The organism is Empedobacter brevis NBRC 14943 = ATCC 43319 (assembly GCF_000382425.1).
Taxonomy (GTDB): domain Bacteria; phylum Bacteroidota; class Bacteroidia; order Flavobacteriales; family Weeksellaceae; genus Empedobacter; species Empedobacter brevis.
In genome coordinates this window covers 43521-69567 of the sequence record NZ_KB908305.1, presented here as the reverse complement: position 1 = coordinate 69567, position 26047 = coordinate 43521, and the positions used below count along the sequence as shown (strand labels likewise).

General features: G+C 32.6%; 21 protein-coding genes and 1 other RNA gene. 11 read left to right on the top strand and 11 right to left on the bottom strand.

Features of this window, described 5'->3' with window-relative positions:
• Nucleotides 1-14: 14 nt before the first annotated feature.
• A complete protein-coding gene (metG, locus tag H277_RS0117000) occupies nt 15-2051 on the bottom strand; it encodes a methionine--tRNA ligase (RefSeq protein WP_019976829.1) in 2037 nt (678 codons plus the stop codon).
• A gap of 178 nt (nt 2052-2229) precedes the next feature.
• Between metG and H277_RS0116995 the strand changes: the two genes are divergently transcribed.
• From H277_RS0116995 to H277_RS0116980, 4 genes are read left to right on the top strand one after another with little or no spacing between them, the layout of a single operon-like run.
• On the top strand, nt 2230-4413 hold the full coding sequence (locus H277_RS0116995; protein WP_019976828.1) for a TonB-dependent siderophore receptor: 2184 nt from the start codon (nt 2230-2232) through the stop codon (nt 4411-4413).
• Nucleotides 4414-4418: 5 nt separating this feature from the next.
• The gene (locus tag H277_RS0116990; protein ID WP_019976827.1) at nt 4419-5621 is read left to right on the top strand and encodes a PepSY-associated TM helix domain-containing protein; all 1203 of its coding nucleotides are present in this window, start codon (nt 4419-4421) and stop codon (nt 5619-5621) included.
• Nucleotides 5622-5645: 24 nt separating this feature from the next.
• On the top strand, nt 5646-6179 hold the full coding sequence (locus H277_RS0116985; protein ID WP_019976826.1) for a GNAT family N-acetyltransferase: 534 nt from the start codon (nt 5646-5648) through the stop codon (nt 6177-6179).
• Nucleotides 6180-6212: 33 nt separating this feature from the next.
• Entirely contained in the window at nt 6213-6422 is a 210-nt protein-coding gene (locus H277_RS0116980) for a hypothetical protein (RefSeq protein WP_019976825.1), read from the top strand.
• 47 nt (nt 6423-6469) lie between these two features.
• Here H277_RS0116980 and H277_RS0116975 read toward each other — a convergent pair whose 3' ends face one another.
• The 4 genes from H277_RS0116975 to H277_RS0116960 form a co-directional block, all read right to left on the bottom strand.
• Entirely contained in the window at nt 6470-8809 is a 2340-nt protein-coding gene (locus tag H277_RS0116975) for a penicillin-binding protein 1A (protein WP_019976824.1), read from the bottom strand.
• 6 nt (nt 8810-8815) lie between these two features.
• Nucleotides 8816-9277 (bottom strand): gliding motility lipoprotein GldH, encoded by a 462-nt coding sequence (locus tag H277_RS0116970; RefSeq protein WP_081623249.1) that lies wholly within the window; start codon nt 9275-9277, stop codon nt 8816-8818.
• Nucleotides 9261-10883: a PSP1 domain-containing protein gene (locus tag H277_RS0116965; RefSeq protein ID WP_019976822.1), complete on the bottom strand. Its 1623-nt coding sequence runs from the start codon at nt 10881-10883 to the stop codon at nt 9261-9263. The genes H277_RS0116970 and H277_RS0116965 overlap by 17 nt, the downstream gene beginning before the upstream one ends.
• Before the next feature lie 85 nt (nt 10884-10968).
• On the bottom strand, nt 10969-11838 hold the full coding sequence (locus H277_RS0116960; protein WP_019976821.1) for an MBL fold metallo-hydrolase: 870 nt from the start codon (nt 11836-11838) through the stop codon (nt 10969-10971).
• 119 nt (nt 11839-11957) lie between these two features.
• Between H277_RS0116960 and gltX the strand changes: the two genes are divergently transcribed.
• Nucleotides 11958-13466, top strand: coding sequence for a glutamate--tRNA ligase (gene gltX, locus H277_RS0116955; protein ID WP_019976820.1), 1509 nt, complete (start codon nt 11958-11960; stop codon nt 13464-13466).
• A gap of 55 nt (nt 13467-13521) precedes the next feature.
• Here gltX and H277_RS0116950 read toward each other — a convergent pair whose 3' ends face one another.
• Both H277_RS0116950 and H277_RS0116945 read right to left on the bottom strand, forming a co-directional pair.
• Nucleotides 13522-13893 (bottom strand): DUF779 domain-containing protein, encoded by a 372-nt coding sequence (locus tag H277_RS0116950; RefSeq protein WP_019976819.1) that lies wholly within the window; start codon nt 13891-13893, stop codon nt 13522-13524.
• 32 nt (nt 13894-13925) lie between these two features.
• On the bottom strand, nt 13926-15431 hold the full coding sequence (locus tag H277_RS0116945) for an aldehyde dehydrogenase family protein (RefSeq protein ID WP_019976818.1): 1506 nt from the start codon (nt 15429-15431) through the stop codon (nt 13926-13928).
• Nucleotides 15432-15570: 139 nt separating this feature from the next.
• Between H277_RS0116945 and ssrA the strand changes: the two genes are divergently transcribed.
• Nucleotides 15571-15968: a transfer-messenger RNA gene (gene ssrA, locus H277_RS20075) on the top strand.
• Between the two features lie 107 nt (nt 15969-16075).
• Here the strand turns inward: ssrA and H277_RS0116935 are convergent.
• The 4 genes from H277_RS0116935 to H277_RS19370 form a co-directional block, all read right to left on the bottom strand.
• On the bottom strand, nt 16076-16660 hold the full coding sequence (locus H277_RS0116935; RefSeq protein WP_019976816.1) for a hypothetical protein: 585 nt from the start codon (nt 16658-16660) through the stop codon (nt 16076-16078).
• Entirely contained in the window at nt 16635-17249 is a 615-nt protein-coding gene (locus H277_RS19375; protein WP_019976815.1) for a histidine phosphatase family protein, read from the bottom strand. Before H277_RS19375 ends, H277_RS0116935 begins: the two co-directional genes overlap by 26 nt.
• Nucleotides 17250-17275: 26 nt before the next feature.
• Nucleotides 17276-17488, bottom strand: coding sequence for a hypothetical protein (locus tag H277_RS0116925; RefSeq protein ID WP_019976814.1), 213 nt, complete (start codon nt 17486-17488; stop codon nt 17276-17278).
• Nucleotides 17489-17716: 228 nt separating this feature from the next.
• A complete protein-coding gene (locus H277_RS19370) occupies nt 17717-18331 on the bottom strand; it encodes a hypothetical protein (RefSeq protein WP_019976813.1) in 615 nt (204 codons plus the stop codon).
• Nucleotides 18332-18439: 108 nt separating this feature from the next.
• Between H277_RS19370 and H277_RS0116915 the strand changes: the two genes are divergently transcribed.
• The 5 genes from H277_RS0116915 (at nt 18440) to H277_RS0116900 (ending at nt 26046) form a co-directional block, all read left to right on the top strand.
• Nucleotides 18440-21130: a class I SAM-dependent DNA methyltransferase gene (locus tag H277_RS0116915; protein ID WP_019976812.1), complete on the top strand. Its 2691-nt coding sequence runs from the start codon at nt 18440-18442 to the stop codon at nt 21128-21130.
• A 25-nt stretch (nt 21131-21155) separates the two neighbouring features.
• A complete protein-coding gene (locus H277_RS19515; RefSeq protein ID WP_244874907.1) occupies nt 21156-22307 on the top strand; it encodes an RNA-binding domain-containing protein in 1152 nt (383 codons plus the stop codon).
• A 131-nt stretch (nt 22308-22438) separates the two neighbouring features.
• Nucleotides 22439-22600: a hypothetical protein gene (locus tag H277_RS20555; protein ID WP_019976811.1), complete on the top strand. Its 162-nt coding sequence runs from the start codon at nt 22439-22441 to the stop codon at nt 22598-22600.
• Nucleotides 22601-22862: 262 nt separating this feature from the next.
• Nucleotides 22863-24857 carry a DEAD/DEAH box helicase gene (locus H277_RS0116905; protein ID WP_019976810.1) on the top strand — a complete coding sequence of 665 codons (1995 nt, stop codon included), beginning with the start codon at nt 22863-22865 and terminating at the stop codon, nt 24855-24857.
• Nucleotides 24850-26046 carry a GIY-YIG nuclease family protein gene (locus H277_RS0116900; RefSeq protein ID WP_033422786.1) on the top strand — a complete coding sequence of 399 codons (1197 nt, stop codon included), beginning with the start codon at nt 24850-24852 and terminating at the stop codon, nt 26044-26046. Before H277_RS0116905 ends, H277_RS0116900 begins: the two co-directional genes overlap by 8 nt.
• Nucleotide 26047 lies beyond the last annotated feature (1 nt).

The window sequence follows — 26047 nt, the reverse complement described above, 5'->3', positions numbered from 1 at the left end:
TCTAAAATTGAAGTTTATCCAACTTGAACACCGTTAGGAGTCTCTTCTTCCGGATTTACAAAGGTTAATTTACCATCTGCTTTATCTGCAAATAATAACATTCCGTTCGATTCGATTCCGCGAATTTTACGAGGCGCTAAATTTGCTAAAACCATGGCTTGTTTTCCTACTATTTCCTCTAATGTAAAATGCTCAGCGATTCCAGAAACTATTGTACGAACGTCCATTCCTGTATCTACTTTAAGTTCGAATAATTTGTCTGCTTTTTCAACTTTTTTCGCTTCTAAAATAGTCCCGATACGGATGTCCATTTTTTGAAAATCATCAAAAGAAATCAATTCTTTTTGAGGTGCTGCATTTGGATTTGTCATATTATTTTTGACTTTACTTTCGTTTAATTTATTGATTTGTGCTTCGATTGCTTCATCCTCAATTTTTGCAAAAATTAATTCAGATTGACCCAATTGATGTCCTGTTGGTATAAAGTCATCTGTCGACTCTAAATCGTCCCAACTCATTTTTTCTAAGTTCATCATGGTTAACATTTTTTCCGAAGCAAATGGAATAAATGGCTCTCCTAATTGAGCTAATGAAGCTGCAATCTGAGTAGCCGTGTACATAATTCCTTTTACAGCTTCCGGATCATCCGCTTTTTTCCAAGGTTCTTGAGCTTGTAAAAACTGATTTCCAAGGCGGGCTAAGTTCATGTATTCTGTTAAAGCAGCACGGAATTCATATTTTTCGATATGAGCAGAAATGCGTTTTGCAAAATATTTTATTTCCGTTAATTCTTCAAACTCAATTGTTTTTTCAGGGACAATTCCTTCGTAATATTTATGCGATAAAACCATTACACGGTTGATAAAGTTTCCTAAAATACCAACTAATTCAGAGTTGTTTTTGGTTTGAAAATCTTTCCAAGTAAAGTTATTGTCTTTATTTTCGGGCATATTAGCCGTCAAAACATAACGCAAAGTATCCTGTTGTCCCGGGAAATCTTCTAAATATTCATGCGCCCAAACCGCCCAGTTACGAGAAGTTGAAATTTTATCATCTTCTAAATTAAGGAATTCGTTTGCAGGGACATTATCAGGCATAATGTACTCTCCATGCGCTTTCATCATGGTAGGGAAAATAATACAATGGAAAACAATGTTATCTTTTCCGATGAAATGAACCAATTTTGTTTCCTCATTTTGCCAATAATCTTTCCAGTTTTTACCATTTTTCTCTGCCCATTCTTGGGTGAAAGAAATGTAACCGATTGGCGCATCAAACCAAACATACATGACTTTTCCTTCTGCACCTTCTACAGGAACTGGAATACCCCAGTTTAAATCACGTGTCATGGCGCGTGGTTTTAACCCATCATCTAACCAAGACTTAACTTGGCCGTAAACACTCGATTTCCAATCATTTTTATGACCTTCTAAAATCCATTTTGATAAGAAGTCCTGGTATTGGTCCAAAGGCAAATACCAGTTTTTTGTTTCTTTTTTAATTGGTGTATTCCCGGATAAAGCAGAACGAGGGTTGATTAACTCTTCCGGACTTAGGGTTGACCCACATTTCTCACATTGATCTCCGTACGCATCAGGATTTCCACATTTTGGGCATTCTCCTCTAATGTAGCGGTCTGCTAAGAACTCGTGAGCATCTTCGTCGTAGAATTGTTCGGTAACGTCCTCTGTAAATTTATTGTTGTCGTATAAGGTTTTGAAAAAATCTTGCGCAACTTCTCGATGCTTAGCTGAGGTTGTACGAGAATAAATATCGAATGTTACGCCAAAATTATTCAGTGTATTCTTGATATTTTCGTGGTAACGATCAACAATATCCTGTGGTGTTACACCTTCTTTTTTCGCACGAATTGTAATCGGAATTCCGTGTTCATCAGAACCTCCTATAAAGGCAACATCTTGCCCTTTTCTTCTTAGAAAACGCGCGTAAATATCAGACGGAACATAAACACCCGCCATATGACCAATGTGTAATGGCCCGTTAGCGTATGGTAATGCCGCTGTAATCGTATATCTTTTTGGATGACTCATTTGCTTATAATCTATAAGCGACAAAGATACGATATGTTCTACAATTTATGTTTTTCCTCTTTCTAAAAAATGATTATAAAATTCTGTTATAATTTGGAAGTAGAACTATCATAAAATACTATTAAATTAATTTAGAACAAATTAAAATAATAAAATACATTTGCTGAAATTTTTAGCAATGAAAAAGGTAACATTTTTACTTTCACTATTATACGCATCAATTAGCTTTGCGCAAGAAAAAGATTCTATTCAGACAAATACTTTAGGAGAAGTAATTATCAACACTTTTATAAAAAAAGATACAGAGACGTCTAACAAGATGCCTTTAAAGTTTATAGAGAATCCTCAAGTTTTTTCTAGTATTGATAAATCTGTTTTAGAGCACCAAGTTATTTTTACAGTTGATGATGCTTATAGAAATATAACAGGTTTACAAAAAATGTGGAATTCTACAGGTAGATCTGGGGATGGAGGAGCTTTTGTTACTTTAAGAGGTTTTGTTTCTAACAATTCTTTACGTAATGGTTTAGTAGCTCCAGTTTCAACAACTATTGATGGAGTAAATCTAGAACGTTTGGAGATTTTAAAAGGGCCCTCTGCAACAATGTTTGGGAGTAATGTGACTTCTTATGGAGGAGTTGTCAATCGAATCACCAAAAGACCACATGAAAATTTTGATGGTGCTGTTACTATTGCTGGAGGAAGTTATAACTTTTATCGAGCTTCAGCAGATATTAATGCTCCTGTAACAAATGATAATAAATTATTATTCAGAATAAATACAGCTTACACAAATACAGGAACTTTTCAAAAGAGAGATGTGGGTAATGAATATTTAGCATTTACGCCATCTTTACGTTATAAACCTAATGATCGTTTGGAGATCAATGTAGATTTTGAGATGTATGAGAATAAAGCAATGGCAGAGCAGATGTTCTTTTATCTTACAGGAGTCCCGGAACTTGGTATTAATAATATGAACGATGTTGAGCGAGTACTTGGTTTAGATTATAAACAATCCTATGTTGGGGATGGTTTGAAAGCAAAATCTAGAGTTAGGAATTTATTTGGACAAATAAATTATGGGATTAATAATCATATAAAATCTTCTACTAATATCAGTAATGCATATTCTCAATCAAATGGTTTTAGCCCTTATTTTTATGTAGCTCCTAAAAGTAAGTTTACAGAAGTTGCTACAGACACAGAATTAGGAATTATGAGAGCAGATCAATCAACAAGAGACAGTAAAAAGAAATATTTTCAGGTTCAACAAAATTTCAATTTTGATTATAGTTTTGGAAAAATGAGAAATAGAACAGTTGTGGGTTTTGATTATATGAATACGAAAGATCAACAAATGTTCTTGTCTACAGACTACGATTGGGTTTCTTTCAGTGGAGGAGACTACTCTACAATGAATAATCAGACATTACAAGATAAGTATAATAATTCTACAGGTATAGGGAGATATCCAATTTCTGGAGAATTAAATACCTATAGTGCTTATATTTCGAATGTTTTTACACCAATAGAGGGCTTGAATATATTAGCTTCTGTTCGATACGAAAGTAATGATTCGAAAGCGGGGGTATTATATAGTAATGAAACAAAAGCGTACAATCAATCAGCTTGGTCTCCGAAATTTGGAGCTGTTTATGAAATCATTCCGAGTAAATTTTCGATTTTTGGTAATTACCAAAACAGTTTCAAAAGCAACGGATATTATACAATAGATAAAGATGGGAGTATTGCGCTTTCTGATCCTGAGAGAGCGAATCAGTTCGAGGGAGGATTGAAAATGAATATTTTTAATCAAAAAATAAATGCGACATTAAGCTACTATAATATTAATGTTAAAAACTCTTTGCTTTATACAGGCGAATACACAGAAGCTTTTCAATCTGTACAATCTCAATCTGGTAAAGTTAGAAGTGAAGGTGTAGAGTTAGAGGTAAATGCTTATTTAGTAAAAGGCTTTTCTATAATAGGAGGATTAGCTTTCAATAATGCAAAAATTACAGAAAATCCAGTTGATGAATCTTTAACCGGAACAAGGCCAACAACTGCTGGGTCTGAATGGTTAGCTAATTTCAATGCGAGTTATCAATTTTTAGATGGAACTTTAAAAGGTTTTGGTTTTGGAATAGGAGGAAATTATGCAAGCAAAAATCAAATAAATAGTACTTTTTTCTTACCAGAATATTTCATCTTGAATGCGAATGCTTTCTACGATGCTCAAAAATTTAGAATAGGTGTAAAAGTTGATAACTTAACAAACGAACATTATTGGATTGGTTATACAACTGCAAATCCGCAACAATTGATGAATGTTTCGGGTAGTTTCACATTTAAATTCTAATAAGGATGATCTTAAAGAAAAAATCCCGAAAAAAACCATCTTTTATAAAAAAGTGGGCAGCCAAATTACATCTCTGGTTTGGCTTGTTCATCGGTTTATTGATTTTCATTATTTCAATAACCGGAGCGCTCTATGTTTTCAAAGATGAATTTGAGAACATTGCACGCAAAGATGTTATTTATCATCAAGAAAAAAACATAGAAAACAAACAGGTTCTACCTATTCGGCAATTAGAAAAATTAGTTAACGAGCAAACAAAAGAAGACTATCCAATCCATTGGGTAAATATTCCGATAGACAAAAAGATGTCGTATATGTTCTATTGGTACGAACATGATGTCAATACGTGGAATTATTTTGACGAATTTCCAATATACAAACAAGCTTACGTCAATCCATATTCAGGGAAAGTTTTACGTGTTTACGACGAAAAAAACGGATTTTTTAACATTGTAAAAATGATCCACTGGAGTTTTTTACTCAAACAGAGTTGGGGTACTTATGTTGTCGGAATTCCGGTTATTATCTTTGTGTTCATGCTGATTAGTGGAATCATTTTGTGGTGGCCAAAAAATAAAGCAGCTCGCAAACAACGTTTTTGGTTTCGTTGGAAAAACATCAAAAAATGGAAACGTAAAAACTATGATCTACACAATATTTTAGGATTTTATTCCTCAATTTTTGCCTTAATTTTTTCTATTACAGGTTTATTTTATGCTTTTTTCTTTGTTCAAGCAGCGATTTATGTTATTTTTTCGGGTGGCGAAACCCAATATCCCGATTTTTCACATATCAAAACGAAAGCTCCGATTGAATTGAAAACAGCGTCTACTTTAGATAAAGTTATCGAAACAGTGAAAATGAAATATCCGAATTCGTATGGATTTTCGATAGATTTGGGCCATGAGCACATGGATGATCACGAACATCCAAATTTTGAAGTCTATGTCGCGCACAAAAAACAAGTTTATTACAGCAGCAGTAGCTTGATTTTTGACGAAAATTCAGGTGAATTACTACATACACATGATCCGAAAGATAAAAATTTTGGAGAAAAAGTAATCGGAGCCAATTATGATATTCATGTGGGATCAATACTAGGATTACCAACAAAAATTATCGCTTTCATTGTAAGTTTAATTTGTGCTTCTTTACCGGTGACAGGTTTTATGATTTGGTGGGGACGCCGTAAAAAAGCAAAAAAATAGAGTTGGTTTGACTATTTTTGAAAAATGAATATAATCATTAGAAAAGAATCTGAAAATGATCATAAAATTGTTTTTGACTTGATTAAAAAAGCTTTTGAAAATGAAGTTTACAGCGATCATAAGGAACAATTTTTAGTTGAACGATTAAGAAAATCGGGCAGCTTTATTGCTGAATTGGCTTTGGTAGCTGAAGTCGAAAATAAAATAGTGGGTTATATTTTACTGACAAAGATTGTGATTGAAAATAATCGGAAACAAACAGATGGTCTGGCTTTGGCTCCGGTTGCAGTTCTTCCTGAATTTCAAGGAAAAGGAGTCGGAAGTAACTTAATCACATTTGCACATAAGAAAGCAAAAGAATTGAATTATCAATCGATTATTCTACTTGGACATCCTGATTATTACCCTAAATTTGGGTATGAAAAAGCGTGTAATTTCGGAATTAGTTTACCTTTTGATGTTCCGGAAGAAAACTGCATGGCCATAGAGTTACAAGAAAATTCATTAAAAGATAGTGCAGGAATGGTTGTATATCCTTCAGCATTTTATGAAGAATGATTTTTTGTACATTTGTAAGTAAACCCCTTTTTTATGAAAGAGCAAGTTGTTACAACTCCGGAAGATGTCGTATCAGATACGATTACAAATATCTTTACCTATGCCAATTATTTTTTGGTAGCCGCACTGGTTGTATTGTTGATTTATATGACAATCCGAGATTTTAAGAAAAAACAACATCAGAAAAAACTGGAACGGGAGCAACAAGAATACAATCGGTTCGATAATGAAGATAATCAATGAAAGAAATAAAAAAACGACTCAATTTTTTTGAGTCGTTTTTTTATATATTATTCGGTACTATTTTCATCAGGAATCTCATAATTTTCCCCGACACTTTCGCTACCACTTCCTTCGATAATCGGACCCGGATCATAAATTTGATCATACTGATGGAATCCATATGTATTTGAACAATCCCAATGTTTTTCAATATCTTTTGGCTTTTCAAATTTATCTCCAGCAGTTACGCCAAATTTACCTCCTTCTTTATATACACCTTGCATATAGTAAGCCCAGATAGGTAAAGCTGTATTTGCTCCCTGTCCGGTTGCAGTACTTGCAAAGTGAGCAAATCGGTCTTCGGCACCCACCCAAACACCTGTTACCAAGTTAGGCGTAAGTCCCATAAACCAACCGTCAGAGTTTTCGTTTGTTGTTCCTGTTTTACCTGCGATTTCGGCATTCAGGCCATAACGGTTTCTCAATCGCGCTCCAGAACCTCTATCAACTACACCTTTCATCAGGTCAATCATTGTATACGCTACATTTTCGTTTACAACTTCACGTGTTTTTGGTGTATAATCTTTGATAACCTTTCCTTGTTTATCTTCTATCCTTAAAATTAATTGAGGTTTAATGTAAATACCTCCATTTGCAAAAGCACTCATCGCTCCTACCATTTCGTACAAAGATAAATCAGCTGAACCTAATGCAATTGTAGGATCATTAACAATAGGAGATTCAACTCCTAAATCTCGTGTCATTTGAATAACAGGTTCCGTCCCTGTTTGCATAATTAAACGTGCTGCCACAATATTTGTAGAATAAGCCAAAGCAGTTCTTAAATCCTGTGAACCGCCGTAACGTCCATTTGCATTACGAGGAGACCATTTTCCCGGTATTCTTTCATTTGAAACAGTATGACAAGGTGTTAAACCTAATTGATTAATTGCTGTTGCATATACAAAAGGTTTGAAAGTAGAACCAACTTGACGACGAGCTTGTTTTACGTGGTCAAATTTGAAATAGTTCCAATCAATTCCACCAACCCAAGCTTTAATAGTCCCGTCTTTTGGATCCATAGACATTAACCCTGCTTGTAAAATATGTTTGTGGTATTCAATTGAATCCATTAAAGTTTTTCCTTTCTTGTACTGAATACCATTCCATGTAAAGAATTGAACAGAGTCACGAGGAGTTGTAAAAACAGTTTCGATTTCAGCTTCCGATTTTCCTTCTGCTTTCATCTTTTTGTACAAATCCGTACGAACCATTGCTTGCTTAAAGATTTGTAATCGTTTAGCCGCTGAAATATTATAGAAAGGAGCTAAGCTACGTCCACGTTGTTCTCCAAAGAATTGATCTTGTAACACTTTTAATTGTTTTCTTACCGCTTCCTCAGCTATAGCCTGCATTCTCGAATCTAAAGTAACATAGATTTTTAATCCGTCTTTTTCAAGGTTGTAAGATTTGCCAGTTTCTTTTTCGTATTCAACCATCCATTCCTGGATTTCTTTTCTCAAAGCAGATTTAAAGTAAGCAGAATGCGAATCATCATGCTTCATAATATCTTGTTTGTCCGTTACTAAAGGAGTCGCTTTTGCAGCTTCACCTTCAGCACGAGAAATTTTATTGTATTTCATCATTTGATCCAATACAAGATTCCTCTTTTGTGTAGAAACGTCAGGATATTTTACAGGATTGTAAGCAACAGGATTTTGAAACATAGAAACCAAAGTTGCTGCCTCGTCTAAGTTTAATTCCTTGGTTGTTTTATTGAAATATACTTTAGAAGCAGATTCAATTCCTTTAGCACCATAAATAAAGTCGAACTTATTGAAGTACATGGCAATAATCTCTTCTTTGGTGTACAGTTTTTCTAACTGGACAGATGTCACCCATTCTTTTAATTTCTGTAAAACACGTTTTACTTTATTTGAAGAAGGGTCTTTTGTATACAACTGTTTTGCTAACTGCTGTGTAATTGTAGATCCACCACCGGAATCACCACCTGAAGAGATTGCACGGAAAGCCGCTTTAATATCTACACCGGAATGATCAAAGAAACGAACGTCTTCTTTGGCTAACAAAGCGTCAACCAAATGGGGAGGTAAATCTTTGTAATCTACAGGAGTTCTACGTTCCGCTTCGAAACGATCCAGCAAAACACCATCAGAGGAAATAATTTCTGATGAAACATAAATATCAGGGTTTTCTAAATCACGTACGTTTGGGATTTCACCTAACCATCCGTTAGATGTAGCCCAAAAGATTCCGAAAAGACCTAATACTGCACCAAAAAACAGAACCCAAATGGTTACAATTATTTTTTTGGCTAATGAAAAGCTATTGAACTTCTTTTTTGCTTTAGAAGTCGTGCTTGTTTTAGAATTTTTATTGTTTTCCATTCTGTATTATTCAGCTTTATCAACAATCAAACTAATGTCTTCGATTCCTTTCAAATTCTTTGTTCGCATACCCTGCCAAACTTTCAGTTGATAGCGACCAGAATCTTTTATTGGTAAATTTTCCCGATAAACCAGCATCATTTCTTTTGTTGTCATTCCTTTACCAATCCAACTTCCATCAGGGTTTGCAATGTAATACTGCAATGTATCAATCATTTCATTCCCTTTTGGATCAATAAATTTCGTGAACAAATATAAGTTACTATATTCATACGACGTATTATTTCTTAACACAAATCCAATGTTAACAGCCGATGGTTGAGGATCTTTAACATCAAACGTAAAGGTTTGAGGCTGATTACTCTTCCATTCGTCTTTTATATCTTTCGTGTCTTGATAGTAATGTTTTGCTTCACAGCTAAACAATAAAAAGACTAAAATAAAAAGCAAACTACTGTTGCGTATCATCTGGTTTTGGCCCACGATTAACTCTTTTTTTATTTCGATTCTTCGATTTATTTGGATTCGGTTGAGAATTATTGGTTTGATTCTCGTCCTTAGTCTTCGTTTTTTGCTCAGCATTTTGGTTATTTTGCTGAGTTTGTTTTTTGGGTTGTTGATTCGACTGATTACTTTGTTGGCTATTGTTGCTCGGATTATTCGGTTTTCGTTTTTGTTGATTACGATTGCGATTGTTTCCTTGCGGTTTTTGCTGATCAGTATTTGGTTGAACCTGTGGCTCTTTTGCCTGATTTTGGTTATTCTGATTAGGGTTCGAATTTTTATTCGGTCTGTTTTGATTATTCTTTTTAGACGGATTAGGATTCTTTCCTTGTCTATTTTCAGGGCGATTTTGCTTTTCCTTTCCTTCATTTGGCTGTTTTTGCTTTGCCTGTTGAGGTTTTAGATTACTTGCATTTGCGCCATTTTTGTCTGGTGCAGAATTCCCTTGTTTTTTTATTTTTTTACGTTTACGATTTTGTTTCTCTTTGCGTTCGAAACGCTCTAAAGAGTCTTCACCGATGACATCAGAAAAATCAGATTTTGTTTCTTCTACATTTTTAGCCAAATCTTCTAAAGGTTCTGTTTTTTTACCTTTCGCTGTCATTGCTAAAAATTCCTGAATATCTTCTACAGAAAATTTATACCAAATAATTCCGCCTTTATCATAAGCAAACCACATTTCTTTTTTGAAAACGTCTACTTTTACACAATGTGCCCAACCTTTTTCGGTTTCGAAACGACTTTCCATAGAAGGAAAACTATTCAATGCATCTAAATAAGAATCTAATTCAAAATTTAAACAACATTTTAGTTTACCACATTGGCCGGCTAATTTTTGGGAGTTGATTGATAATTGCTGGTAACGAGCCGCTGCTGTACTTACAGAACGGAAATCTGTTAACCAAGTTGAACAGCATAATTCACGTCCACAAGAACCAATTCCTCCAACTTTTGCAGCTTCTTGACGATACCCGATTTGCTTCATCTCAATTCTTACACCAAATTTACCTGCGTAATCTTTGATTAATTGACGGAAATCGACACGTCCTTCTGCTGTATAATAAAATGTTACTTTCGCCCCATCTCCTTGGTACTCAACATCACAAATTTTCATTTCCAAATTAAGGTTTTTTGCCATAATTCGAGAATCAACCATTGTTTGTTTTTCTCTATCACGAAACTCTACCCAAGTTTCAATATCTTTTTGGTTCGCTTTACGATATACCTTTTTAATATCTTCCGCAGTCCACGAAAGATTCTTCTTTTTCATTTGGATTCTAACAAGCTCACCCGTAAGTGTAACAACCCCGATATCATGACCAGGTGTTCCTTCAACAGCGATTACATCGCCAATATTTAGAGATATGTTGTTTTCGTTTTTATAATAAAACTTTCGATCGTTTTTAAATCGAACCTCCACAAAATTGAACTTTTCTTGTCCGTTTGGAAGTTGCATATTTGATAACCAATCAAAAACTGATAATTTTCCACAACCATCAGTGCCACAAGCACCATTATTGTTACATCCTTTCGGAAGGCCATTAGAAGTTCCACAAGATCCACATCCCATGCTTCTTTATTTTTTTTAATGACAACACAAAGGTATGAAAATATTTTTCTGAATTTGTGAAATCATTTCTGTTAAGTTTTTGAGGTTAAATAGAATCGAAAACTTCTGAAAATGAATAGGTTTGATCTAGTCGAACACCTTTTTCTGTTAATTTTAACGTCGCTAATTCGTTTACATGGTCATGTTCGAAAAACAAAATATAATCATTTTCGACCGCCTTCTGCAAAAATGCTCCTTTTTCTTCAACTGTTATTAAAGGTCGTGTATCATACCCAATAATATAAATCAAAGGGATATGTCCTGCGGTTGGGATTAAATCTGCGATATAAACTATTTTTTTGCCTTTGTAAGTAATGATTGGCAACATTTGTTTTTCGGTATGCCCGTCTACAAAAAGAACATCAAATCCAAGTGGAGAATTTTCTAAAATATGACCATTTGCAGGTAAATCAATAAAGTTTAACTGTCCGCTTTCTTGCAACGGTAAAATATTTTCTTTCAGGAAAGAAGCTTTTTCACGAGGATTAGGATTGACAGCCCATTCCCAATGATTTTCATTTGACCAAAATTTGGCATTTTTAAAAGAAGCTTCTAAATAATCTTTTTCTTTATTGTATTGGATTGCACCTCCACAATGATCAAAATGTAAATGTGTTAAAAAAACATCAGTAATCTCATCACGATGGAAACCATGTTTTGCCAAAGAGAGATCCAAAGAGAAGTCTCCCCATAAATAATAAAACCCGAAGAACTTCGCATCTTGTTTTGTCCCAATTCCGGTGTCAATCAGAATTAATCGTTCACCGTCTTCAATCAATAAACAGCGCATCGACAAATCGATTAAATTGCGGTCATCTGCCGGATTTGTTTTATTCCAAATCGATTTCGGAACAATTCCAAACATTGCGCCTCCATCTAATTTAAAATTACCGGTTTCTATTGTGTATAATTTCATTTTTTGTGATTTCTAAAAATTGTTTCAATGATTTAACGAAGATAAAAAAATAGAATATTATTGAAATAAATATCTATTATAGATTTGAACAACTTAAATTTGCAAAAATTTTGATTACAATGGCAAAAGAAGTTCGTGTAAGATTTGCGCCTAGTCCAACGGGTGCATTACACATTGGAGGAGTACGTACAGCGTTATACAATTATCTTTTCGCAAAACATAATAACGGAAAATTCTTATTGAGAATTGAAGATACAGACCAAACACGTTATGTAGAAGGTGCTGAACAATATATTATCGATTCGTTGAAATGGTTAGGTTTAACGCCTGATGAAGGTGTTGGTTTTGGAGGAGATTTGGGACCATACCGTCAGTCAGAACGCAAAGAAATCTACAAAGAATATGTAAACGAATTGTTAGCAAATGGAAAAGCTTACTATGCTTTTGATACTGCTGAAGAATTAGATGCAGCGAGAGCAAAAGCAGAAGAGAATAAAGAAACGTTTATCTATAACTGGTCGACGAGAGGAAATTTGAAAAATTCTTTGTCGTTAACAGAAACTCAAACGAACGAATTGATCTCAAACGGAACACCTTATGTTATTCGTTTTAAGATTGATGAAACCCGTACTGTTTTGTTGGATGATATGATTCGTGGTAAAATATCAATAGATGCTTCAACTTTAGATGATAAAGTGTTGTTTAAATCTGACGGAATGCCAACGTACCACTTAGCGAATATTGTAGATGACCATTTGATGGGAATATCGCACGTTATTCGTGGAGAAGAATGGTTACCATCTATGGCATTACACGAATTATTGTATGATGGTTTTGGATGGGAAGCACCTCGTTTTGCACATTTACCACTAATCTTAAAACCAGAAGGAAAAGGTAAATTAAGTAAACGTGACGGTGACAAACATGGATTCCCAGTTTTTCCAATGGAATGGAAGACAGAAGAAGGAATTGCGAAAGGATATAAGCAAGAAGGGTATTTTCCGGATGCAGTACTTAATATGTTAGCTTTATTGGGTTGGAATGCGGGAACAGAACAAGAAATTTTTACAATGGAAGAATTAATTCAGTTATTTTCATTGGAAAAAGTGTCGAAGTCAGGTGCTCGTTTTTCTCCGGAAAAAGCAACATGGTTCAACCATCAGTATTTACAACAAAAATCGGTCGAAGAGTTATTGCCATCATTTGAAGAAGTTTTAAAAGAAAATGGAATTGCAGCAAATGCTACTTTGGATGCAAAAGTGGTTGAGTTACTAAAAGAAAGAGCAAATTTTGTAAAAGATATTTTTGAGCAAGGACAATTCTTTTATATAGCTCCATCTTCTTACGATGAAAAAGCAGCTAAAAAAGCTTGGAAAGATGATTCGAAAGAGATTTTATCTAAATTTATTGAAGTACTAAATTCATCGGATTTTACAGCTGAAGTTTTACATGATGTAATGGCGGATTTTGTTACCACACAAGAAATCGGATTCGGAAAAATAGGAATGCCTTTACGCCTTAGTTTAGTTGGAGCATTACAAGGACCAGATGTTCCGGTAATTATGTCAACTCTAGGAAAAGAGGAAACGATTGTACGTATCAACAAAGCAATTGAAGTTCTAGGATAAATTAATTCTGTCATAGAAATATAAAAAGCCATTTGCATTGCAAATGGCTTTTCTGTTATACGTTGATTTTAATGTTTTCTAATTGACTGGTTTCAGCTGGTGTAAAAAGTCTATAATTGACTTTAAACGTTTTACCAAGCGGAACTTCTAATGAAAAACCACCAGCGCCTATGGCATCAATTACATCTAATTCGAAATGAGCATGTTTCCAATACTCGAACAAATCTTTATCCACCCAAAATTCAATGCCATCTATTTCGCCAATACAAACATCTTTGTAACGAAGATAAAACTCACCTTTACGGAAGCACTGCGGTTGAGTTCCTTCACAACACCCTCCTGCTTGATAGAGCATCAACTCACCGTGTTTTTCTTTTAATTGTTGAAGAAGGCTTATCGCTTTTTCAGTGGCATCAACTCTTTTCATTTTATCATTTTTTGATGATTTGACTGTCTTGACTAGAAGAAACCTAATTTCTTTTTACTGTAAGAAACCAACATATTTTTAGTTTGACGATAATGGTCTAACATCATTTTGTGGTTTTCACGTCCAATACCTGATTGTTTATAACCTCCGAAAGGAGCACCTGCAGGATAACTATGGTATTGATTGACCCAAACACGACCTGATTGAATTGCTCTTGGAACCTGATACAATTGATGTGCATCGCGCGTCCATACCCCAGCTCCTAAACCATAAATAGTATCATTTGCAATTTCTATTGCTTCTGCTTCGTCTTTAAATGTTGTTACGGCTAAAACGGGCCCGAAAATTTCTTCTTGGAAAATTCGCATTTTGTTATTTCCTTTGAATAAAGTTGGTTTAATATAATAACCTGTTTCACATTCTCCTTGCAAATGATTTGCATCTCCACCTGTTAATACTTCAGCACCTTCTTCTTTTCCTAAATTAATATAGCTCAATATTTTATCATATTGAATTTGAGAAGCCTGTGCACCAATCATTGTTTCAGGATCTAAAGGATTTCCGGCTTTAATGGCATTCACTCGTTCAACGACTCTTTCGATAAATTTATCGTAAATAGATTCCTGGATCAATAATCGTGAAGGACACGTACAGATTTCTCCTTGATTTAAAGCGAATAAGACAGCACCTTCAATCGCTTTATCCAAGAAGTCGTCGTCATGATCCATAACCGATTCAAAAAAGATATTTGGAGATTTACCACCTAGTTCTAATGTAACCGGAATAATATTTTCAGTGGCATATTGCATCACAAAACGACCGGTTGCTGTAGAACCTGTAAATGCGGCTTTCGAAACTTTAGGATTTGTGACCAAAGCACGTCCTAATTCTCCCCCGAAACCATTGACAATATTGACTACACCGGCAGGAAGCAAATCACCAATCAATTCAAAAAGATAAAGAATAGAAATAGGAGTTGATTCGGCAGGTTTCAATACCACACAGTTTCCTGCTGCCAAGGCCGGAGCTAATTTCCAAACAGCCATTAATATTGGAAAGTTCCATGGGATAATTTGTGCAACGACACCAATTGGTTCATGAATTATAATTGAAACGGTATCTTTATCCAACTCATTGATTGAACCTTCTTCTGCACGAATTACTGAAGCAAAATAACGAAAATGATCAATCGCCAAAGGAATATCCGCATTTAAAGTTTCTCTTACAGGTTTTCCGTTGTCATATGTTTCAACAGCAGCAATATCCTGTAAATGCTGTTCCATTCTATCTGCAATTTTATTTAAAATAATGCTGCGTTCAGTAGGGGATGTTTGGCTCCATGTTTTAAAAGCTTCATGAGCTGCATCTACTGCTTTAACCAAGTCTTCTTCTGTAGAATGTGCAGCTTTTGTAAATACTTTTCCTGTAAGGGGTGTAATGACATCAAAATATTTTCCTTGTACAGGAGCTGTAAATTGTCCATTAATGTAATTGTCGTACTGATTTTTAAAAGCAGGTACGTTAACTATGTTTCCCATGATATTTAAATTTTTGTTTTATGATTTTCTCTAAGATACTTATTTATACTCAGTCTATATGTTTAAAAAAAGTTAATTCTATTTGGTATAAAATTTGTACATTTGGCATCCGTCAAAAGCTAATTTGACGTTTATCTATGGGGCTGACTGGTTTTGACAGCAGGGCCAATGGGTAAGTAAGCATGCAGTGACAGGTTGTGTACTCACTTTAATCAGGCACTTCAACTTTTTAACTGGCAACGAAGAGTACGCTTTAGCTGCATAATTCTGAATTTTAGTAAGAATACGCCACGTCTATACAAGGTATAGAAGCTGAATGTCCCTCAAAAGCCTTGACTTACGGCGTTTGATACAGGGACACGGGAAAGTAAGTATAGGAATCTTAGTGCTTCGGACAGATTCCGAAATTTTAGAAGCTAAGCATGAAACAGAGTGTTTGTTCTCGGGATTGTGCCGACAATTAAAAATAAACTAAGCATGTAGAAAGCTTATTTGTTGCTTGTTTGGACGCGGGTTCGAATCCCGCCAGCTCCACAAACAATGCTGATAATCAACGAATTAAATCGTTTAATCCCGGTTTTGCACCCAATTATCAAAAAAAATTAATAAAGGGAGAAAAAAAATATTTTTCTTCCTTTTATTTTTTATAATCCTAATGATTCATCGATTGCAAAATTAACGGCTTCTTTTATTTCAAAATACTCAATCTCTTCTTTAAGTGTGATGAAACCGATGAAAGAATGAATAATTTTGATCAAAAATGAGTTAATGCTCTTGAAATCTGGTGCTTCATTTTCAAAGAAAATTGAGAGTTTTTCTTTTACATATTTTAGTAAATAATCGTCATAATATTCATCTTCAACATCGTTGTATGAATATATTTCATCATAAAACATATAACTATCAATGTAAATAAGAATTACTGGAAATGATTTTGAGTTAGTACTTTGGGTAATTGTTTCAATTATTTTCAAATCATTCGTTTGATCACTGGTGTGCGAGTAGTCATAAAGTCGAATAACATCTTCTTCGAGAATAAAAATGTGATGATCTAAATAGTCAGATTTATATTCTAAATCCAATAAATCGAATATTATTTTTTCAATTGAAATCTTGTATTCATTAAGGTTCTTCTGAATAAAATCTTGAGAGAAACCTAAATCTTTTAAAAATTCAGATTCAAGTTTCTTTTTGGTATAAAAATCATATTTCAAAGATGTTCCATCCATTTTTATCAAAAGTAGTTTTGATTATTTTAGTATTCGGAATAGCCAACGATTTCGTTAAACGATAAAAATCTTTCATTGTTGAATCATCTATTGATTGAGGATTCTCAGTTATGAATTGCCAAATCAAGCGCATCACATTACCATGCGTAAAAACAACAATAAATTCATCTTTTTTAGTTTCTAATTCTTTTAAAGAAGCAATAATTCGACGATGAAACTCAACGAAGGATTCAGCTCCAATTCCATCTACAAAATTTGCATCGCAACGATTAAAATAGTCTTCTACTAAGGGTTTACGTTCTTTCGGAGTTAAGTCAATACAACGATCTTCAGCTAAATAATTGTATTCATGCAAATTCAAAATTTCTATTTTCGTTCCATTAAACTTTTTAAAAGTCGGATCAGCAGTTTCGTGAGTTCTCGAAAATTTACTCAAAACGATAAGATCAGGTTTTTTTGTAATTTCTTCAGAAACCTTAATCGCTTGTTCTTTTCCTTTTTCAGTTAATGAAATTGTGGCATGATTGGTAGTCTTAAATCCAGCATTAGCCATAGATTCTCCATGTCGAATAAACCAAATTTCTTTCATAAGAATATTGTTTAGGTAGTATAAAATTACTGATTTCTAATTTTTTCGTTGTAGTAATTTTCAATTAATAATGAAACTAAATCTCTCATAGGTAGCCCCGTTTTTAAAGAAAGTATTTTCAACATTTGATGTGATTTTTTATTCACTTTTAGACTGAAATTTCTTTCTTCTTGTTCTGATTCTGCTTCTTTGAAAAATTTATCTAAATCGTGAATTGAATTAATCTCATTGTTTTCCATGTCTTTTGAAGTTTAAAAAGTAGCGTGGAACTAAATACATTTCTAAAACTGAGGCTTGCGACGGCCTGACAACCAGAAAGACTTAGCCCACGCCATATATAGACATGGGCGTAAGCCTATCGCTGATTGGTTGTCAAATGAAGGTCGCAATTTCAGTTTAACCAAAACGATAGCTTACGCATACGTAATTACTATTTTAATGATGTAAAAATAATTAAATATTTACTATTAGGTATTATATTGTTTATAAATATTATTTAAAGCATCTCGTTGTTTTTCAGTAATTTTCCCATATGAGATGAAATTTTCTTTTACACTTTTGATAAAATCGGTATTGTGATTTTGGACTGTCATCTTTTCAATCAAATCATTTATTTTTTGAAGTTTTTTTGTGAATTCATAACTAGTAAAATTTGTGAACTTTTGGTTGATATCTAACTTCCATTTTAATCTGCCTTGACTTAGATATCTTTTTAATCTAATGTTTTTATAGAAATCATAATCTTTTGTAGTTATCACATTGTTTTTTAATAAATAATCTAATGCAAACATATTTAAGCTATTTTGTTTATCTTTTCTTAGATGCTGTATTGATTTTAATATGTTGTCACCAGTAGTTATTCCTAAAAATTGATTTACACATTTATTTCCAACTTCAGTAATAACTCCATTAATTTTATTTTTTATCACACAGATATTATGTATTTGCTGTGTACATAAACATTGTTGAGTTTCATCCGAATAATAGATATGTAAGAAAGACCATTCATTTTTTGCATTTGCCCAATCTTTAGATTCACTTCGTTGTGTGATTTCTTCAATTAGTTTCAGTCTTTTATTCATTGTATTAGCGTTTAATTGTAAATTTAATAAATTATCAAAATCATTTGCTCTCCAAGATTTTCCGTAAATTTGAAATCAATATACCGATAAGTTAACAACTAACTATTAATGAAAAAATCAGAAATTCAACAAAATCTACATACTTTATCTCAAAACATTGAGCAAGAAAACTTTATTTATGAGTTTTTGTTATCATTTGGACTTTCTAAAACAACAATCACACGTCTTAAAAAAGGAGATTATAACCTTTCTAAAATTGATGGAGAATTATTTTATAAAGGAAAAATATTTTTCAAAGTAGAAAAACAGGCTAACTTATTAAACCTAATCGACGAATTAGCAAAAGATGAAAAAATCAAGAAACAAAAACCTCGTTTTATTGTTGTAACTGATTTTAAAGATGTTTTAGCTGTTGATACCAAATTAGGAAATAATAAAGAGTTCTCAATTGAACAGTTGGGAGAACAGACTGATTTTTTCTTGCCACTTTCTGGTGCTGAGATTTACAGAGTTAGTAATGATAATAAATTAGATCGTGATGCTGCCTATAAATTAGGAGAATTATATGATATTTTGGTGGTTGATAATCCTCATTGGATAGCGCAAGGAAGTCATCAACTTAATATCTTTTTATCACGATTGTTGTTTTGTTTTTTTGCGGAAGATACTGGGATTTTTGAAGTGAAAAGTATTTTTACAGAGTCTCTTGCAAATAACACAAAGAAAGATGGTTCTGATGTTGATTTATTTTTAACAACACTTTTCAAAAAGTTAAATACACCAGAAGGAAAAGGAAGCTTTGAACCTTATTTTGATAAATTTCCGTATGTAAATGGTGGTTTATTTCGTGATGATATTCAATGTCCTAAATTTTCGACTAAAGCACGTCAAATTCTTTTGGACTCTGGTGAATTAGATTGGTCCGAAATTAATCCTGATATTTTTGGTTCGATGATTCAAGCAGTTGCAGATCCATCCGAACGTAATAATTTGGGAATGCATTATACTTCGGTTGTCAATATTCTGAAGTTAATCAAACCTTTATTCTTAGATGAATTGTATGATGAATTAGAAAAAAATAAAGGGAAAATAAAAGGGTTAGAAGCTTTATTGAACAGATTAGGAAAAATTAAATTTTTCGATCCAGCGTGTGGTAGTGGAAACTTCTTAATTATTACGTACAAGGAATTACGAAATCTCGAAATTCAGATTATCAAAGAATTATTGGATCTGAATGCAACTCAACGTAAAATTTATTTTTCTGAAATCAAATTATCTCAATTCTACGGAATTGAGATCAAAGATTTTGCACACGAAATGGCGATTCTTTCACTTTGGTTAGCCGAACATCAAATGAATCAGGTATTTGAGTTGGAATTGTTAGATTACGGAAAATCGAATCCTATTTTACCGCTTAAAGAAAGTGGAAACATAACAGCTGGTAATGCAGCTCGTGTAGATTGGGAAATTGCTTGTCCTAAAAAAGAAAACGACGAAATCTATATCATTGGTAATCCTCCGTATTTAGGTAGTAGAAACCAAGATACAGAGCAAAAATCGGATATGGAATTGGTTTTTAAAAAAGACTACAAAAGTTTAGATTATGTTTCGATTTGGTTTTATAAAGGAGCTAAATATATTGAAGAGATCAATGCGCAGTTAGCTTTTGTCTCTACAAATTCTATTTGCCAAGGATTATTAGTCGCATTGACTTGGCCACGTATTTTGACAGATAAATTAGAAATTGGTTTTGCTTACCAATCATTCAAATGGATAAATAATGCCAAAGGTAATGCTGGTGTAACGGTAATTATTGTTGGATTAAGAAATTATTCAACCAACCCAAAATATATTTTTACAGAATCTATTGCTAAAGAAGTTAAAAACATTAATTCATATTTAATTGATGGAAATAATATTTTTATTGGACAGCAAAATAAATCTATATCAAATTTTCCCTCAATGAATTTTGGGAATATGCCTGCTGATGGAGGTAATTTATTATTTACTCCCGATGAAAAAGAAGAATTAATTTTAAATAATCCATTAACAAAAAAATATTTTAAAAAAGTAATTGGTTCAACAGAATTAATTAATGGTATTGAAAGATGGTGTTTGTGGTTTGAGAATGAGGATTTTGATGAGTTAAATAAAATTGATGAGTTAAAAAATATTTTTGATAAAATTAGAGTGACAAGAAACAAATCATCAAGACCTAAATTAGCTGATATTCCACATCTTTTTGCTCAAATAACACAAAATACTGAAAAAGATTTTATTATAATCCCAAGTGTATCCTCTGAAAGGAGAAGATATATTCCTATTGATTTTTTATCAAAAGATAATATCTCAACTAATTTATGTATGATCATTTCTGACGCCCAACCTTGGCTATTCGGCGTATTACATTCAAAAATGCATATGATTTGGGTAGACGCAGTAGGTGGTAAGTTAAAAACTGATTATCGTTATTCTGCAAAACTATGTTACAATACTTTTCCTTTTCCAACATTAAGTGAAAAGAAAAAGGAAACGATCAATCAATATGTATTTGCAATATTAGACGAGCGTGCCAAGTATCCAGAAAAAACAATGGCGTGGATGTATAATCCAGAAACAATGCCAAGTGGACTAAAACAAGCACACAAAGAATTGGATTTGGCAATAGAGCAAATTTATCGTTTAGCTCCGTTTTATTCAGATGAAGAGCGATTAGAGTATCTTTTCAAACTCTATGACGAAATGACAACGAAAGAAACTTTGTTTGCGAAACCTAAAAAGAAAACAACGAAGAAATAATAGAAAAAAATATAACCATATTGATATGAATGAAAATGATTTAGTAAAACTTCTTGAAGATTTAGTTCAACAAACTCAAGAAGCGGAATGGTTAGAATTTAAACATAATTTCCATACACGAGAAGAAATAGGGGAACGCATTTCTGCTTTATCAAATAGTGCATCTATTTTGAAAAAAGAATTTGGTTATTTAGTTTTTGGTATTGAAGATGGTACTCACAATATTATAGGTACAACTTTTAAAGCGAAATCTCATACAAAAGGTAAAGAAGAGCTAGAGATGTGGCTAATTACAAGGTTAAAACCTCGTATTGATTTTCAAATTTACGAGTTTGATTATAATGATAAACATATTTCACTTTTTATAATTCCTGCAGCTAAAACACAGCCAGTAGAGTTCTTTCATAAATCTTATATTAGGGTGGGTAGTTATACTAAACTATTGAATGAATTTCCCGAAAAACAAGCTAAAATATGGAGAAATACTGGAAAGCCATATGAAATGGAAATTGCGAAAGATGGATTAAGTACTTCAGATGTAATAAGACTTTTAAGTACAGAAACATATTTTGATTTAATGAAGATTCCATTCCCTAATACTCAAAAAGGAGTGATTGAAAAATTGATGGAAGATAACATTGTTGTAAAAATTCATTCAAAATATGCAATCACAAATCTTGGAGCTTTATTATTTGCTAAGGAATTAAAAGATTTTGAATCAGTTGAGCGAAAGTCTGTCAGAGTAATTGTTTATAAGGGGACAAATAAAGTCGAAACTGAACGTGAACAGATAGGTGCTAAAGGTTATGTTCTTGGATTTGAAGGTCTAGTTACTTGGATTAATGGGCAATTACCAGCTAATGAGGAGATTGGTAAAGCACTCAGAACAGAATCAAGAATGTACCCTGAAATAGCTATTCGTGAATTGGTTGCTAACTTATTAATACATCAAGATTTGAATAGTAAAGGTTTTCCAATGATTGAAATTTTTACAGATCGTATTGAGTTTACTAATCCAGGAGAACCTATTGTTAATCCTGATCGTTTTATTGACGCTTATAATTCTCGAAATGATAAATTAGCTGATTTAATGAGAAGAATGGGATTCTGTGAAGAAAAAGGATCTGGTATGGATAAAGTCTTTTTTATAATGAACTATATCAATTACCTCCAATAAGTGTTATTGTTGTAGAAAATAAGACAAGGGTAACAATATATTCTTATAAAACTTTAAATGATTTAGATAAAAAAGAAAAAATCCGAGCTTGTTACCAACATGCTTGTTTAAGATATGTATCAAATGATAAAATGACTAATCAATCTTTACGTGATCGTTTTAAAATTGAAGATCAAAATGCAGCTATTGCATCCCGAATTATTAAGGATGCTCTAGAAGATGGAGTTATTAAATTAGAAGATCCTGAAAATAAATCTCGTAAATACACAAAATATATTCCATATTGGGCATAAATCTTATTTGATGGTCATTTGATAAAAACGTTATTTTTAAACGTAACAAGCTGATAAACAGTAATTTTTTATTTGATGGTTATTTGATTTTTTACTGGTTCAGGAGAAATCTTATTTGATGGCTATTTGATAAAAAGCTACTTTATAAGTATAAATAACTCATAATCAATATATTTTTATTTGATGAGATGTATTAGAATTATTACAACTAGATTTAAAAGAAAGAGAAAACTTTTAATGATTAGTATAAAAATATAAATAAATGGAAACCAATACAACAAACAACTATAAACAACCAATTAATCTAGTCAATGTTAATTATAAACAGACTGGACAAAGTAAATCTACAAATGAATATGGAATGCGTGAAATGCAAGAAAAAGCATTTGAAGCACGTTCTGCACAATACTTATTATTAAAAGCTCCTCCTGCTTCAGGAAAATCAAGAGCTTTGATGTTTTTAGCTTTAGATAAATTAATTAATCAAGGAATAAAAAAAGTAATTGTTGCTGTTCCAGAAAGATCTATTGGAAATTCTTTTGCTCCAACTGAACTTTCAAAATATGGATTCTTTGCTGATTGGGACTTAAATCTAAAGTATAATTTATGTTCTCCTGGAAGTGATAAAAGTAAAGTTCAGGCATTCAAAGATTTTATGCAATCGGAAGAGAAAATATTAATTTGTACACACGCTACTTTACGTTTTGCTTTTGAAGGATTGACTGAAACTGATTTTAATAATTGTTTGATAGCAATTGATGAGTTTCACCACGTTTCTGCTGATGGAGACAACATATTAGGAAATGTAATGCGTAAGATTATGGAAAAATCAAATGCGCACATTGTGGCAATGACTGGTTCTTATTTTAGAGGAGATAGTGTACCAGTATTATTACCTGAAGATGAAGAAAAGTTTATCAAAGTAACCTATAATTATTACGATCAATTAAATGGATATGAATATTTAAAATCTTTAGGAATTGGTTATCATTTTTATCGTGGAAGATACTATAAACACGATGATGAAAGAGGAATGTCTGCATTAGAAGAAATCTTGGACGAAAATCTCAAAACTATTATTCATATACCAAGTGTAAATTCTGCTGAATCTTCAAAAGATAAATTAGAAGAAGTAAATCATATCATTGATTGTTTAGGAGAATTAGAATATCAAGATACAGAAACTGGAGTTTTATTTGTAAAAAGTAAGCGATCAGGAAAAATTTTAAAAATAGCTGATTTAGTTAATGATAACCCTAAAGATAGAGATAAAATAACAGCATATTTACGTGGAGTAAAAACACCTGAAGATATCGATATGATTATTGCATTAGGAATGGCAAAAGAAGGTTTTGATTGGCCGTTTTGTCAGCATGCTTTAACAATTGGGTATAGAGGTTCATTAACTGAGATTATTCAAATTATTGGTCGTGCTACGCGAGATAGTAACAATAAAACACATGCTCAGTTTACAAATTTAATTGCCCAGCCTGATGCAGTGGATGATGAAGTAAAATTATCAGTAAATAACATGCTAAAAGCAATTACGGCTTCTCTGTTGATGGAACAAGTCTTAGCGCCGAACTTCAAGTTCAAACCAATGGACGATGATGAAGAGGACGATTTAGAAAATGACGATGAAAATACAATTAAAATTAAAGGCTTTAAGAAACCTAAATCTCAACGAGCTAAAGATATTATTGAAAGTGATTTAAATGATCTAAAGGCTCGTATTCTTCAAGATGACACGATGATTAAGGCTATGCCAGGAAATATAGAACCTGAAGTAATTAATACAGTTTTAATACCTCGAATTATTCGTGAAGTTTATCCTGATCTAAGTGAAGAAGATGTAGAAGCAGTTCGTCAATATGTAGTGGTTGATTCTGTGATTAAAAATGGAGAAGTTGAAGAGCAAGGTTCAAAAAAATTCATTAAAATGGCTGGAAGCTTTGTGAATATAGATGATATTAACATTGATTTGATTGATACGATTAATCCATTTCAGAAAGCTTTTGAAATATTATCAAAAAACGTAACAACTTCTGTTTTAAAATCAATTCAGGACACAATTAATGTGACTAAAATTGATATGACTGAGGAAGAGGCTGTTATTTTATGGCCTAAAATCAAAGAATGGGTTAAACATACTGGAGATAAACCAAGTATTCAATCTTATGATCCAAAAGAGCAAAGATTAGCTCAGGCTTTGTTGTTTATTCAAGATGCTAAACGTAAAAAAGCACAAAATGGCTAAAACATTAGACGATATTTTTGATGATGATGATTTGGGTTTACTAAATTCAAACCAACCTCAGAATTATATAAAAACAGATGAAGATCGGTTAATAGATGCTTTTGAAGAGATAAATTCGTTTTATGAAACGAATAAAAGAGAGCCTTCGAATAGCTCTATGTCTGAATATTCTTTATCTTCTAGATTAAAAGAATTAAGAACAAATGACAACAAAAAAGGTGTATTAAAAGCTTTTGATCGATACAATTTATTGGGCGATTACGAGCCTAAAATAGAATCATTGGATGATATTTTAGCTGATGATGAGTTGGGTTTACTAGATACCGATGGAGATTCTTCAATTTTTGAATTTAATTATGTTCCTAAAGAACCAACAAGAGATAAGGCAGATTACATCGCACAACGTTCATCAATTCCTGAAAAAGAGTTTACCAAATATGGTATGATGTTCAAACAAGTTCATCAAGAATTAAAAGAAGGGAAAAGAAGATTCAAAGAATTTAAAAATGCTGAAACTAATCTTAAAGAAGGTAATTTTTATTTAGTTGACGGACTTTTAGCTTATTTAGAAGTTTCTAAGGCTGAAAAAGTTTTAAAAGAAAACACTTCAGGTGATAGAGTTCGTTTAGAAGGTAGAACTGTTACAATTTTTGAGAATGGAACTATTTCAAATATGTTGTTTCGTTCATTAGGAAAAGCAATTCAAAAAAACGGAAAATTAATTACAGATGTGATTGATGGTGGTGAAAAAGAATTGTTCAAAAATGCAGGAGTTGATTATCAAGAAGATATTTCGTCAGGATGGATTTATATTTTAAAATCCAAATCAAAGAATCCTGAAATAGCTTCAATAAATGATTTATACAAAATTGGTTTAAGCACAACAACTGTCAAAGAAAGAATTAAAAATGCTTCAAAATCATCGACTTATTTATTTGATGAAGTAGAAGATGTTTATTCTTGCGAAATAGCGAATGTCAACATACATAAATTTGAAAGTCTTTTACATCGATTCTTTGGTAATGTTTGCCTTGATTTAGATATTTATAACAATGGTGAAAGAATTAATCCAAGAGAATGGTTTGTAGCGCCATTGCATATAATTCAAGAAGCAATTAATTTATTAATTAACGGAACTATTGTTAATTATAAGTATGATAATGATTCTCAATCAATAAAGTTAAAATAAT